Raw genomic sequence first — 13,236 nt, forward strand, 5'->3', positions numbered from 1 at the left:
ACCGCCAGCCACGACGAACTCGCAGACACCATCCGATCCGCGGGGCTGTACAACCAGAAGGCCGACGTGCTGATCGCGGTCGGCGAGCGCGTGCTCGACGAGTACGGGAGCGCAGGCGAGTTCGACGCCTTCGTCCGCGAGGGCGAGCCGAGCGCGGTCCGCGACGCGCTACTCGACATGGGCGGCGTCGGGCCGAAGACCGCCGACTGCGTGCTGCTGTTCGCGGGTGGGCGAGGTGGCGTCTTCCCGGTGGACACCCACGTCCACCGCATCTACCGCCGGCTGGGCGTCGCGCCGCCGGACGCCGACCACGAGGCGGTGCGGGCCGTGCTGGAGCGCGACGTGCCCGCCGAGAAGTGCGGATTCGGGCATACCGCCAGCATCCAGTTCGGCCGGGAGTACTGCTCGGCGCGCAAGCCCGTGTGCCTCGACGGACTCGACGAATGCCCGCTGTCGGACCTCTGCGACCGGGTCGGCGTGAACACCGAGACGGGAGCTGTTATGGACCCGGCGGACGCAGTCTGACCGTCGCGGTCGGCAAGTCTTTATCCCCGAGAAGGCAGTAAGCTACGCGAATGGACTCTGAGGTCACGGTCGCCATCGACCCGCACGTCCACTCGGAGGGCTCGCACGACGCCAGCGAGCCCGTCGAGCTCCTGCTGGAGCAGGCGAGCGAAATCGGCCTCGACGGCATCGTCGTGACCGACCACGACGAGATCGAGGAGTCGCTGCGCGCGGCCGAACTCGCGCCTGAGTACGGACTGGTCGGCATCCCCGGCGTCGAGGTCTCGACGGCCGCGGGCCACCTGCTCGCCATCGGGGTCGAGGAGCGCCCCGAGCCCTACCGGCCGTTCGACGAGACGGTCGAGACCGTCCGGGACGCGGGCGGCGTCGCCGTGGTTCCCCACCCGTTCCAGCGGACGCGCCACGGGGTCCGAAAGCGACGGATCACCGACTGCGACGCGGTGGAGGTGTACAACGCGTGGCTCTTCACGGGCTACCGGAATCGACGCGCGCGCAAGTTCGCCGCCCGGAGGGGCTACCCTGGCGTCGCCGCGAGCGATGCCCACTCGGCGGCGTCCCTCGGTCGCGCGTACACCGAACTCACCGTGGAGGGCGTCGACTCGACGGCGGCACTCGACGCCGAGGATGTCGTGGCGACCATCGCGAACGGCGAGGCGAACGTCCACGGGCGTCGCCAGCCCCTCCACCGGAGCACCCACCACTACCTGAAGGGTGCGAGCAAGCGGTTCCGCTACGCCGTGCGCCCGGCCGTGCCGACGTTCCTCCGGTCGTGACCCTGCAGCGCGGTCGCTCGTCCTCGTGGCGACTCTCGGCCCGTACTCCCGCGGTTCCGACGACCACGAGGGTTTTTATCCCCGGCACGTCTGGATTCAGCCACACGACATGAGTACGCTGGTGGTGTGCGTGGACCGCGACGACGACATCGGAGCCAAGACCGGGCTCACCACCCCGGTCGCCGGCTGGGACGCGGTCCGGTCGCTGGTCACCGACGTCGGCCTCGCGGACCCCGAGGACGCCAGCGTGAACACGCTGCTGGAGACGCTCCGTGTGGCTCGGGACCTCCGGGCCGACGACGAGGAGGCGACCGTCGCGGTCATCTCCGGGGCCGCCGAGACGATGGTCGGCCGGGACCGCGCGGTCGCCGAGCAGATGGACGCCCTCATCGCGGAGTACGAGCCCGACTCGGCCATCGTCGTCATCGACAGCGCGCAAGACGAGCGACTGGTGCCGATCATCGAGAGCCGGGTGCAGGTCGACGCGGTCGACCGGGTGGTCGTCCGGCAGGCCCGCGACATCGAGTCGACGTACTACCTGCTCAAGCAGTTCCTCGCCGACGAGGAGCTTCGCCAGACCGTGCTCGTCCCCATCGGCGTCGCGATGCTGGTCTTCCCCATCCTGCTGTTGCTGACTGGGCCCGCGACCGCGGTCGCGTCCATCACGGCGGTCATCGGCCTGTTCGTCCTCTACAAGGGGCTGGGCGTCGACGAGTACGTGGCCGACCTGCCCGCCGAGACCAAGGACGCGCTGTACTCCGGTCGGGTGTCCATCGTCACGTACGTCGTCGCGGCGGGCCTCTCGCTCGTCGGCGTGTTCGCCGGCGCGCTCCGGGTGTCGGACCTCGCGGTGCCGACCCAGGGCGTCCTGTTGCCGGTGATGGCGTTCGCGTTCGACAGCGTGCCGTGGCTGGCGGCGGCCGCGATGGCGGCCTCGACCGGCCGACTGCTCGACGAGGTCATCCGGAACGACCGCGTGCGCAACTCCTACCTCAACCTCCCGTTCGGCGTGCTGGCGGTCGGGCTGGTGGTTCGGGGCTTCTCGGCGTACTTCCTCCAGCGCGAGGGGTTCGAGGAGCCGATCACGATGCCCCACGTCGAGGTCGGCAGCCTCGTGGTCGAGCCGTTCCTCCTCCAGCCGGGCACCCGGATGGCGCTGTTCGTCGTCGCGGGCGTGGTGGTCAGCCTGCTCGGCGTCCGCGTGTCGTCGTACGTCAGCGGGTCGGCGCTCGGCGAGGAGTTCGACGAGGAACTGGCCGAGTGAATCGCCGCGTCGTTCTTCCGTGCTGGTCCGCTGGTTCCCTGCTATAGTCCGCTGTTTCCCCACTATAGTCCGCTGGTTCCCCGCCACGGTCCGCCGTTCTCGCCCAACTAGTCTCCCGCGCCGTCCGCGCTACCGGCTGCTGACGTTGCCCTACTGCTGAGCCGCCGACCGATAGCGAACAGTGGGACCCCGAGGACTGCCGACCCCGCCAGCAGCAGGGTCAGCATCGCCGGCGTGACGAACACGACGCCCACGCGCGGGACGAGCGGGAGCGCGGCCACGACCGGACCGAGCGCGGCGACTACCGGGAACAGCAGCCGCGCCCGATGGCCCGCGGCAGCGAGCACCCCGAACGGGAGGAAGACGAGCGGCCCGACCGTCAGCACGAGGAGTGCGCTCGCGGGCGCACCGAGAACGAGCGCGAGCGTCCAGCCGAGGACCGCGAGGACGGCAAGCGAGGTGACGCTCGCGGCGCTTCCGCCGGAGGCCACGTCACGGTAGTCGGTCACGACGGCAACTGTAGCCGTCAGGAACGCCTGCGGTGCCAGTCCGATTCCGACGACGCCGAGGACGTATCCGAGGCCGTCACCGACGAGGAGGAACGCGACGGCGGCGAGCGCGACGTAGAGACCGACGCCCACGGCGAGCCAGCGCGCGGCCGTTCGACCGAGATCGGCCCCGACGGGGAGGCGACCGCCCGTGAGCAGGAGGCCGACCGCGACGATCCCGAGTAGCGCTGCCGGAGCGAGGGCGTACGCGCGCAGTTCCGGGCCGATCACGTCGAGCGAGTGCCCGCGGACCGCGACAGCGGTGGCCGCGCGGGAGGGGAGGCCGTCGTTCGGACCGAACGCGACCGACGCCTCGCGCCCGAGTCGGGGACTGTACGTCCGGCCGTCTTCGGACGCGGTCCAGACGACTCGATTCCCGTCGACGGTCCCTCCGGCGGGTGCGTGCGTGACGGCCGTCCCGGTGGGGCCGTGGACCGATAGCTCGTCGGCATCTACGTAGGGCTCACCGTCCGGCGGAGAGCGAGCGAACGCATCGAACAGCAGTACGTCGCCGGGGTATCGCTGGGCGGCATCCGCGACGGTGAACGACACCGTGACGGTCCGGTCGTCGAGTCCCACCGAGAGATTCCGCGGATCGTCGACGGCCGTTCTGTACGAGGCGTACGTCTGCTCGACCGCGCGCCGGAGCAGCGTCCGGTTCGCGGCGAACCGGTCGGCGGCCGGTCGCGAGAGGACGACGTGGGCCGTCCAGCGACTGTCGCCGTCGGCGGAGACGTGCACGGCGAGGTCGCTCTCGACGACGGTGGCGTCGACGCCGACTTCCTCGGCGGACTGCTCGAACGCAGACCCGCAGACGCCACAGACGCCTTCTGGCGGGGGTGCCGCTGCGGTTGCGGGGACGAGCGCGGGGACGACGACCGCAATCGCGACTATCACGAGGACCACGCGTGGAGGGCGCATCAGGGTGAACGTCTGCCGTATCCGACAAGTAGCTATCGCCTCCCAGGCGACCGATTCGCCGTTCATAAGTCCACACGCCGCCGACTCCTCGACATGACCGACGATTCCACTATCCCCACCGACTCCACCGCGGAGGATTCTGTCGCGGAGAAGTCTGTTGCGGAGGATTCCGCCGCGGACGATTCCACCGCCAGCGAGGGGTCGTGGGTCAGCCTCTTCTCGGGCGGCAAGGACTCCTCGTGGGCGCTGTATCGCGCGCTCGAATCGGGCCTCGACGTGTCGCACCTCGTCACCGTCCACCCGGAGGGCGACTCGTACATGTACCACGTGCCCGCGACCCGACTCGCCGGCCTCGCGGCCGAGAGCGTCGGCGTCCCGCTCGTGGAGGTCGAACCCGACGACTTCGAGGCCGGGGCCGCCGAGGAGTCCGGCGCGCAGGGCGACGCCGAACTCCGGCCGCTCGAAGCCGCGCTCCGCGATTTGAACGACGAACTTTCGGGCGGCGTCGCGGGGCTGACCGCGGGCGCGGTCGAGAGCGAGTACCAGACCTCCCGCATCGAGGCGATGGCCGACCGACTCGACGCCGACCTGTTCGCGCCGCTCTGGCAGGAAGACCCTCGGGACCTCGCGGACGCGATGCTCGACGCGGGCTTCGAGATCACGATTATCCGCGTGGCCGCATACGGCCTCGACGAGTCGTGGCTCGGGCGGACGCTTGACCGGGACGCGATTTCAGAACTGGAGGAACTGAACGAGAGCCACGGCGTGCACATTCTCGGCGAGGGCGGGGAGTTCGAGACGCTGGTGACCGACGGGCCGCACATGGAGCGCGCTATCGAACTGGAGTACGAGACGCAGTGGGACGGGACGCGAGGGACGTTGCAGATCGAGGACGCGTGGCTTGCCGAGTAGATAGGACGCAGATTCGTTTCCCGCCTACTCGACTTTGATTCGTATTTTCGCTACCTAAACTTTGACCTCGGGCGCGCGCGATCAACGCGCGCGAGGGACGAGCATCGGAGCGACCGAAGGGAGCGAGAAGCGCAGGAGGCTGGGGAGGTGTGAGGGCCGCGGTAGCGGTTGCGGTCACGCCGAGGCTCAAGCGATAACTAGCTTCTTCGACTCTCACGTCACAGTATCTCGTGCTGGAGAAGCTAGCTACTACCGGGGCATATGAGAACCGCATCCGCACCGCGACCGCACCTCGTCCTCCCCAACCTCCTGCGTTGCTCGCGTTGCTGCGCTACTCGGCCCTCGCGCGATGTGGCGCGACACGAGGTCGCGCCTGCGCGCGCCGACTGCCGAAAGTGACACCGAGCGCAACCGATATGGAGCCGCTTACAAGCTCTCGCAAGAGCCTGAAGGTAACTAATTCCGAACACTCCCACCAGTTCCACATCCATCGTCCCGGCCCAAATCCTTCTGTCGAAGAGCGCCGTGACGACCACGAGAGATGAACATCGAGGAGCGACTCGACACCCGACGCGGACTCGACCCCGTCTCGCCTGACGAGGTGATGCGCTACTGGCTCCGCGAGGAGGTCGGCGACGAGCGCGACGACGCCAGCGGTGACGACCGGCCCGACCCCGACGAACTCGCCACCGAGCCCGCGCTCCGCGAGGAGCTGTTCGAGCGCAAACCCATCGCCGAGCGCGCGTTCGCGGCCGAACCAGCCGATTGGTACCGCGTCGACCTCTCGGAGCACGAACTCCGCGATCTCCGAGTCGTGGTCGGTCCCCACGACGAGGACTGGCGCGCGCTGACCGACGACGACCGGGTCGAGTCCATCGCGGAGCGAATCCGCGACGCCGAGGACGTGGAGAAACTCGACGCCGAGACGCCCAAGGACCTCCGCGAAGTGGTCGAGATGGCCGACGAGATCGCCCGCGAGCGACCGGAGAGCCGACTGATCGTCCTGAAGGAGGGCGACGACCCGGCGTACGTGGTCGACGGGAACCACCGCGCGGTCGCGCACGCCCTCCACCTGCTCCGCGGCGGCGAGTTCGAGGGCCAGCCCGCGTATCTGGGGATCAGAGAGTAGCGCGAGTCGAGGCTTCACCAGCCTTCCGACTACTTCACCAGTTCCCAGACCTGCACGCTGTCGCCGTCGGCGAGCGGTTCGCGGTCGAACCCGCCCCACGCCGACCATCGCTCGAACGGGGACTGGCGCGCAAGCAGTTCCACCTGCTGTGGCGGCAGATGCGAGAGGACGAACTCGTCGCGGGCCACGACCTCGCCGTCCGCGTCCAGCAGCTCCTGTTCCGCACGGTAGGTTTGCTCGACCTCGTCGGCGATGGTCGTCCGGGAGCGCCCACGAAGCTCGGTGCCCTCGTACTCGACCTCTTGAAGCGCCTGCCACTCGCCGAACGACTCGGCGATGACCTCGTAGCGAGGGACAAAGACGTCGAACAGGAGCCGACCGCCGGGTTCGAGCGCGTCGTGGAGGGCGTCGAGCGCCGCGAGTTGCTCGTCGACCTCGCGGAGGTTGCACAGGGAGTTGTACGGGACCAGCGCCAGCGCGTACGACCGGTCGGCGTCGACCGAGCGCAGGTCGGCCTCCCACACTGTCGGAGAGAGCTCCTCGGCGGCGGCCTTCTCCCGGAGAATCGACAGCATCGCGGGCGAGACGTCGAACCCGTCAGCGTCGACGCCGCGACGGAGCAGTTCGAGGTACAGCCGCCCGGTCCCGCAGGCGGCTTCCAGCACCGGTCCGTCCGCGCTGGTCGCCGCGTCGAGGTAGAACGACTCGTCGCCGACTTCGCCGTAGTCGTGGGTCGCCTCGTAGAAGGCCGCCAGCTCTGCGGAGAACTGGTTCGTCGCGCTCATATCGCCAATCGGGTAAGTCGTCACAAAAGACTGCTGGAGTCGGACCGACTGCTAGAAACGGCCTCAGTCGCCGTTCAGAATCTGGGTGTGCGCGCCGATCAACGCCCCAGCGAGGTCCATGTTCTCGACACGGGTCTTCTCGTCGATGATGGAGTCGCGGATGTCACAGTCCTGGATGGTCGCGCTCGGGAAGACGATGGAGTTGTTGACGCTGGAGTTGAGGAGTTCGGCGTTCGGCATCACGTGGACGTTCTCGCCGACCGTGGTGTTCTCGACGGTGGCGGAGTCGGCGATCTGATTCTCGCCGTCGAGCTTCCAGCCGACCGCTTCGAGGTAGCTCTCGGGCGTGCCGATGTCGAACCACGCCTCGTCGAACGCGTAGGCGTACACCGAGTCGCGCTGCTGGAGCCACTGGACGAACCAGCCCGGCTCGTCCGGGTTGTTCCCGCTCTCCAGATACTCGTCGAGCAGCGGGATGGTCTCGGCGGTGAAGGCGTAGCAGGCGATGGAGACCAGCGTACTTCGCGGGTCGTCGGGCTTCTCCTGGAAGTCGACCACCTCGTCGCCGTCGAGTTCGACCAGTCCGTAGGATTTTGCGCGCTCCCGCGAGCCCACGTCGTAGGCCGCCAGCGTCGGCGACTCCTTCGCCTCGAAGAAGTCGAGGAAGTCGCTGACAGCGAAGCTGATGAGGTTGTCGCCCGCGATGACGAGCGTGTCCTCGGTGACGTTCTCGCGGTCGAACAGCTGTGCCAGCGCGCCGACGACGCCGAACTTCTCGTCCTCCTCGGTGGTGTCCTCGACCGTGAGCGTCGGCTTGTCGAACTCGCTGTCGGCCAGATGGTCGCGGAAGTCCTCGGCGAACCGCTCGTTTGTCGAGACGAACACCTCGTCGACGCGGTCGTCGGCCTCCAACTCGGCGAATATCTGGTCGATGACGGTCGAGTCGCCGACCGGGAGGAACATCTTGGGCCGGTGCTTGGTGATCGGCCAGAGCCGGGTCGCGTACCCACCCGCGAGAACGACGGCTTTCATACCACGACGGTCGCCCCGGCGAGATAAGTCCTTTTTGGACCGCTCCGCGCCGATGCCGGGTCGACTCAGTTGGAGTCCTCCGACGCGCCCGTGGCGTAGTCCTGTGCGAGTGCGAGCCAGTCAGAGACGGTCGCGTCGCCGCGGTAGCGGACGTGGCCGCTCCGGGCGTCGAACTCCACCAGCCCGCCGTCTTCGAGTTTCGGGAGGTGGGCGTGGTGGAGCCGCACCTCGACGGCCTCCGCGGAGGCTGTCTCGACCTCGGCCGCGACGTGGTCGACGAGGTCCCCGAACGCCGCGACGCCGGTGTCGCAGTCGTCGAGGTACGCGAGGACGCACCGCCGGTGCTCGTCGGCGAGCGCTTCGAAGAGCGCGTCGACGGCCTCGGTCGTCCGCGGTCGCTCCTCGGCCGCGAGTCGGTCGTACTCGGCCGGCCCGCGTTCTGTCGATACCCCCTCTCGACCCGTCGACGAGTGTTCGTCGCTCATGCTGACCCCCGTTCCAAAGTTTATTCGTCTCTACGACATTGAACATCGGGCCTAAACAACTAGGGTCCACCTGGCGGTGCGCTCTGTGGGAGGGGGTAGTCGCCGCGGAGCGCCCTGCGGAAAGGGTTATGTTCGACCGGTCCCGACCGACTCCACATGCGCGAGGCCGACGAGACGACCCGCGAGCGCATCGCCGCCCACCTCCGCGAGACCGCCGCCTCCCCCAGCACGCTCGCCCGGGAGTTCGACGTGACCGCGTCGAGCGCGGTCGACCACGTCCGCCACGTGGCCCGGTCGCTCTCGGCGGCCGACGAGGCACTGCTGGTCGCGCCGCCCGCGTGTCGGGACTGCGGCTTCGACGGGTTCGACGACCCGGCGAACCGGCCGTCGCGGTGTCCCGAGTGCAAGAGCGAGTCGGTCGAGGAACCGGAGTTCCGGATCGAATAGACGTATCGAAACCGAAATTTGGGACCCCACTCCTACACCGAGGCGATGGACGCAGGTCACCGCATCGCCGCCGTCGAGGACGTGCCCGCCGACAGCACCTTCCTGTTCAGGGTCCGGGAGACCGACTCCGAGGAGGTCGACGAGGCCGTCCTGACCCGCGCGGACGGGGAGATCACGGGCTGGCTCAACCGCTGCATGCACTTCAGGCACATCCGAATCGACAAGGGGTCGGGCGCGCCCAAGCGGAACGGCGAACTCGTCTGCGCGAACCACGGCGCGATGTTCGACGACGACACCGGCGAGTGTACGTACGGACCCTGCGAGGGTGCGTTTCTCGACGACGTAAACGTCGCTGTGCGCGACGAGACGGTGTACCTCGCGGACGACGACTACGAGTTCGTCGGCGCGGGTGGGATCCAGACCGACCCGACCGACCTGTCGTCGAAGTCGAACGTCGAGTTCTGACCCCCGCGGTCGGACCCGCGGCAGTCTGATTCTCGGCTGTCGGACCCGCGGCAGTCTGATTCTCGGCTGTTCGTGTGCGTCACGCAGAACCGACTGCCCCGCCACATCTTCGGACCAAACAAGCCACGAGCTGACACATGACACGTAGAAACGATGAACCAGCCGGAGAACGGATAGACAGTCTCTCGCGCTGGCGAGTTCTCGAGGGGACCGCCGCGAAGAACGCCGACGACGCCGCCAGCTCGCTGAACCCGTTCGGTTCGGTGCTGTCGGACTGACGGGCCGCTCCGCCAACGGTTCACGCTGTCGTCTCCACTTTTTTCGCGCTGGTCGACCGGGGAGCGGCGTCTGAAGGGTTGGAGTCGTCCTCCCAGTTCGACCTCGCTTCGACTGATTCGGCTCGAATCCGACCGGCGTAACTCGCCCCCGTTTCGACCGGCGTAACTCGGCTCAGCTTCGACCGGCGTAACTCGATTCAGCTTCGACTGGCGTACCCATCCCACAGCACGCTGGCGGTGTCGCGGCGCGCCGCGACACCGCCAGCACCGCGACGAGAATCAGTCAGACCGCCGCGAATCCGAACCTCCCGGTCCGGGGTCCGGAACGATCGAAGAAGAACTCCGCACCGGTAGTCGGCGACGACCGCACCGCGCGTCGTCGCCGACTACCGAGCCTGGGCCTGCTCGATCCACCGCGAGATGCGCTTTTCCGAGAGGTCGGTCTCCTCGGCGAGCCGGTCGGCGTCGGCCGTCGCGAGCTCGGCCACGTCGGCGACGCCCGCGCTCCGCAGTCGCTCGGCGTACGCCGGGCCGATGCCCTTCACGTCTTCGAGGGGTTCGCCCGCGGATTCGGACTCCTCGGCTGCGACTTCCTCGGTGTCGTCCTCTGTTTCGGCAGACTCGGCGTCGGTCGTCTCGGCTTCGTCGGCCGTCTCGGTGTCCTCGACTTCGGTCACGTCGTCGTCGGCCTCGGCCGCCGGCGCGTCCGCTTCGCTCTCGTCGGGTGCCGACTCGTCGGCCTCGGGTTCGGCCTCCTCGATTCCCTCTGGTGGGGCCGCCGACCCGTCGGTCGCATCCTCGGTCGTCTCCGACCCCGCCGGTTCGGTCGTTCCCGCCGATTCGGTCCCGGTCGCGCTCTTCCCGGCGTCGGTCGCGGCGTCGCTCGTGGACTCCTCCCCACCGGCGTCGACGCCCTTCACGGCGCTTTCGGTCTCGACGTCCGGTTGAGCCGACTCGTCGGGGTCGCGCTCGATGGTGACACCGGACTCGCCCCGGCGGACCTGCGAGCGGTCGTCTTCGAGTCCGAGCAACGACTTCAGCTTGGTGAGCAGTCCCATTTGCGCGACAGTAGACGGGCGTGGCACTTAAAGCCGTTTACGCAGCGCCGCGTTCATCGCCGCCACGGGCGCGTCCCGGCCCGTCCAGCGCTCGAACGCCTCGACGCCCTGATACAACAGCATCCACGCGCCGTCGACCGTGATCGCGCCGCACTCGCGGGCCTCGCGCAGGAGCCGCGTGTCGAGCGGGCTGTACACCGCGTCGAGTACCGCGAGGTCGGCGTGGAGCGCCCCGGCCGGGACCGGCGAGCGGTCCTCCTCCATCCCGACGCTGGTGGCGTTGACCAGCACGTCGGCCTCTCGAACTTTGCCGTCGAGGGCGTCGAGTCCGCCGGCTGTGGCACCGCGGTCGCCGGCGCTATTCCCGTCGATCGAGAGGTCGGTGACGAGGTCCTCCGCGCGCTCGACCGTCCGGTTGGCGACGTGGACCGCCGCGCCGGCGTCCGCGAGCGCGAACGCGGCCGCGCGCCCCGCCCCGCCAGCGCCCACGACCACTGCCTGCTTCTCGGCGAGGGTCACGTCGTGGTGGGCGAAGGCTCTGCGCACCCCCGCGACGTCGGTGTTGTAGCCGGCTGGAGGGGTTTCCGGGTCGTCGTCTGCATCCGAGAAGTCGATGGTGTTGACCGCGCCGATGCGGGCCGCGAGGTCGTCGGGGTCGACGTGGTCGAGCGCGTCGCGCTTGAACGGGATGGTGACGTTCAGTCCCTCGATCCCGAGCGCTCGCGCGCCCTCGACGGCGGCCCCGAGGTCGTCGGGCTCCGGTTCGAAGGTGACGTAGCGCGCGTCCATCCCGAGTTCGTCGTACGCGGCCTCGTGCATCGGCGGCGACAGCGAGTGGCCGACCGGGTTGCCGAGGAGTCCGTACACGTCCATGCCGGCCGATAGTCGCCGACCGGCTTATTTACTGGGTTCGACGGTCCGCCGACGACGGCGTCGGACCGCCCGACATTATTTCCAGCACCCGCGGTCACCCTTATTTTCCTAATTCATAACGCAAGACCTACTTTCGGGGGTGGTCTATGCCCGGACAGAATGTTGGGTCGTTTACGACATCCGCTCTCCGCAGTCGGAGCGACGACGCTACTCACGCTTCCCTGGGTGTTCGTCTGGGCGACGGGTAACGCTCACTCGCTGGGGCACCTCGAGACCGTGGCGATAAGCGGTGTCGCGGTTCTCGGCGCATCCTTCATGCTCGCGTGGGCGGCCGAGACCGCGGAGAAGGACGTACCGCGCGCGTTCGCCATCGCGGTGCTGGCCGTGCTCGCGGTCGCGCCCGAGTACGCAGTCGACGCGCTGTACGCGTGGCAGGCGGGGGCCGCCGCTGGCACGCCGGAGGGGTTGGAGGCCGCCAACCTCGCGGTGGCGAACATGACCGGCGCGAACCGTATCCTCATCGGACTCGGCTGGTCCGGCATCGCACTGTTCACCGTCTACCGCGCCCGCAACTCCGCGGACCCCGCGGTCGTCCGCGAGTCCGGCTTCCTGAAGAGCAAGGTGAAACTCGACCGCGACCTCGCCACGGAGATCGCGTTCCTGCTCGCCGCGACCGTCTTCGCCTTCTTCGTCCCGCTCGGGGGCGGCATCGGCATGGTCGACACGCTCGTCCTCGTCGGCCTGTACGCGATCTACATCGGCATCATCATCCGCGGCGACGTGGAGGACCACGAGGAGCAGGTCGGCGTTCCGGCTTACCTCCAGAGCTTCTCGAAGGGTCCCCGCATTGCCAGCGTTCTCCTGTTGTTCGGCTACTCGGGCGCGATGATCTACACCGCAGTCCACCCGTTCGCGAGCGGGCTGGAGAGTCTGGGGCTGGCGCTCGGGATTCCGCCGTTCTTCATGATCCAGTGGCTCGCGCCGCTGGCGTCGGAGTCGCCCGAACTCATCGTCGTCGCCTACCTCGTGAACAAGGCGCGCTCGACCGCCGGATTCAACGCGCTCATCTCCTCGAAGCTCAACCAGTGGACGCTGCTCATCGGCACCATCGCAGTGGTGTACAGCGTCGCCGCGGGGACCATCGGGAAGCTGCCGTTCGACGAGAAACAGCAGGCCGAAATCTGGATCACGGCGGCACAGAGCTTCTTCGCCCTCGCGGTGCTGACCAACTTCGAGATCAGCGTCCGGGAGGCGGTCGTGCTCCTCGTGCTGTTCGTCTCGCAGGTCGTCGCCGAGTTCTGGGTCATCCAGACGATGGCCGAACCGGCGGCGAGCGACCTCAGCCTGCTCATGCTCCACGGCTACACCGTCCTCTACATCGTCATCGGCGCGGTGCTGTTCGTCACGCGACGCGACGAGGTCCGCGCCATCGCCGACCGCACCGCGGCGAACGTCCGGAACGCGATCTCTCGCGGATCCGAGCCGGTCGAGCACGCCGACTGACAGCCGACGCACTCGGGCCGGACCGCCTTCCAACGCGCTTTTCTTGTAGTCGCTCCGAGTTCCGGCCGTGATAGCCATCGTCGTCAGCCGAGCCGATTCGGCCTCCGAGCACGTCGGCGAGCACCTGCTCGACCTCGCCGACTGGACGGTCCGCGAGGACGAGACCCGGCCGGACGCCGAGGGCGGCGGCACGTACTACCGGCTGGGCGGGTCGGCCGACGCCGCGGCGTCGGCCGAC

Annotated in this window: 15 protein-coding genes; 9 read left to right on the plus strand and 6 right to left on the minus strand. The window is 68.6% G+C overall.

All coding sequences use genetic code 11. From position 1 onward, the window contains the following. The 3 genes from DPQ64_RS17635 to DPQ64_RS17645 all read left to right on the plus strand — a co-directional run. Window positions 1-525, plus strand: a 525-nt coding sequence (locus DPQ64_RS17635; protein ID WP_368276146.1) for an endonuclease III, incomplete at its 5' end; no start/stop codon positions are given. Between the two features lie 50 nt (window positions 526-575). Next, window positions 576-1,298 (plus strand): PHP domain-containing protein, encoded by a 723-nt coding sequence (locus tag DPQ64_RS17640; protein WP_115865624.1) that lies wholly within the window; start codon window positions 576-578, stop codon window positions 1,296-1,298. A 109-nt stretch (window positions 1,299-1,407) separates the two neighbouring features. After that, the gene (locus DPQ64_RS17645; protein WP_198662193.1) at window positions 1,408-2,562 is read left to right on the plus strand and encodes a DUF373 family protein; all 1,155 of its coding nucleotides are present in this window, start codon (window positions 1,408-1,410) and stop codon (window positions 2,560-2,562) included. Between the two features lie 107 nt (window positions 2,563-2,669). On the opposite strand, the gene DPQ64_RS17650 is transcribed toward DPQ64_RS17645, so the two are convergent. Beyond that, window positions 2,670-4,031: a hypothetical protein gene (locus DPQ64_RS17650; RefSeq protein ID WP_157971774.1), complete on the minus strand. Its 1,362-nt coding sequence runs from the start codon at window positions 4,029-4,031 to the stop codon at window positions 2,670-2,672. A 93-nt stretch (window positions 4,032-4,124) separates the two neighbouring features. Between DPQ64_RS17650 and DPQ64_RS17655 the strand changes: the two genes are divergently transcribed. Together DPQ64_RS17655 and DPQ64_RS17660 are read left to right on the plus strand one after the other, a co-directional pair. Further along, a complete protein-coding gene (locus DPQ64_RS17655; RefSeq protein WP_115865626.1) occupies window positions 4,125-4,943 on the plus strand; it encodes a diphthine--ammonia ligase in 819 nt (272 codons plus the stop codon). Window positions 4,944-5,484: 541 nt separating this feature from the next. Next, a complete protein-coding gene (locus tag DPQ64_RS17660; RefSeq protein ID WP_115865627.1) occupies window positions 5,485-6,072 on the plus strand; it encodes a hypothetical protein in 588 nt (195 codons plus the stop codon). 29 nt (window positions 6,073-6,101) lie between these two features. Here the strand turns inward: DPQ64_RS17660 and DPQ64_RS17665 are convergent, their stop codons facing one another. The 3 genes from DPQ64_RS17665 to DPQ64_RS19395 form a co-directional block, all read right to left on the minus strand. Further along, window positions 6,102-6,857, minus strand: a complete 756-nt coding sequence (locus DPQ64_RS17665) for a class I SAM-dependent methyltransferase (RefSeq protein ID WP_115865628.1) — start codon at window positions 6,855-6,857, stop codon at window positions 6,102-6,104. Window positions 6,858-6,920: 63 nt separating this feature from the next. Then, window positions 6,921-7,889 carry a sugar phosphate nucleotidyltransferase gene (locus tag DPQ64_RS17670; protein WP_115865629.1) on the minus strand — a complete coding sequence of 323 codons (969 nt, stop codon included), beginning with the start codon at window positions 7,887-7,889 and terminating at the stop codon, window positions 6,921-6,923. A 65-nt stretch (window positions 7,890-7,954) separates the two neighbouring features. Beyond that, window positions 7,955-8,374 (minus strand): helix-turn-helix transcriptional regulator, encoded by a 420-nt coding sequence (locus tag DPQ64_RS19395; protein ID WP_198662194.1) that lies wholly within the window; start codon window positions 8,372-8,374, stop codon window positions 7,955-7,957. A 156-nt stretch (window positions 8,375-8,530) separates the two neighbouring features. Between DPQ64_RS19395 and DPQ64_RS17680 the strand changes: the two genes are divergently transcribed. The 3 genes from DPQ64_RS17680 to DPQ64_RS19010 all read left to right on the plus strand — a co-directional run bounded on the left by DPQ64_RS17680 (window position 8,531) and on the right by DPQ64_RS19010 (window position 9,564). Beyond that, a complete protein-coding gene (locus DPQ64_RS17680; protein WP_115865630.1) occupies window positions 8,531-8,821 on the plus strand; it encodes a transcriptional regulator in 291 nt (96 codons plus the stop codon). A gap of 45 nt (window positions 8,822-8,866) precedes the next feature. Then, window positions 8,867-9,286: a Rieske (2Fe-2S) protein gene (locus tag DPQ64_RS17685; RefSeq protein WP_115865631.1), complete on the plus strand. Its 420-nt coding sequence runs from the start codon at window positions 8,867-8,869 to the stop codon at window positions 9,284-9,286. A gap of 137 nt (window positions 9,287-9,423) precedes the next feature. Next, a complete protein-coding gene (locus tag DPQ64_RS19010; protein ID WP_157971775.1) occupies window positions 9,424-9,564 on the plus strand; it encodes a hypothetical protein in 141 nt (46 codons plus the stop codon). A gap of 386 nt (window positions 9,565-9,950) precedes the next feature. On the opposite strand, the gene DPQ64_RS17690 is transcribed toward DPQ64_RS19010, so the two are convergent. Next, window positions 9,951-10,622 (minus strand): helix-hairpin-helix domain-containing protein, encoded by a 672-nt coding sequence (locus DPQ64_RS17690; RefSeq protein ID WP_115865632.1) that lies wholly within the window; start codon window positions 10,620-10,622, stop codon window positions 9,951-9,953. 27 nt (window positions 10,623-10,649) lie between these two features. Beyond that, window positions 10,650-11,495: a shikimate dehydrogenase gene (locus DPQ64_RS17695; protein WP_115865633.1), complete on the minus strand. Its 846-nt coding sequence runs from the start codon at window positions 11,493-11,495 to the stop codon at window positions 10,650-10,652. Between the two features lie 159 nt (window positions 11,496-11,654). Between DPQ64_RS17695 and DPQ64_RS17700 the strand changes: the two genes are divergently transcribed. Continuing rightward, window positions 11,655-12,998, plus strand: a complete 1,344-nt coding sequence (locus DPQ64_RS17700) for a sodium:calcium antiporter (RefSeq protein ID WP_115865634.1) — start codon at window positions 11,655-11,657, stop codon at window positions 12,996-12,998. The last annotated feature ends 238 nt before the right edge of the window (window positions 12,999-13,236 follow it).

Origin of the sequence: Halorussus litoreus (assembly GCF_003382685.1) — an archaeon.
Lineage (GTDB): Archaea > Halobacteriota > Halobacteria > Halobacteriales > Haladaptataceae > Halorussus > Halorussus litoreus.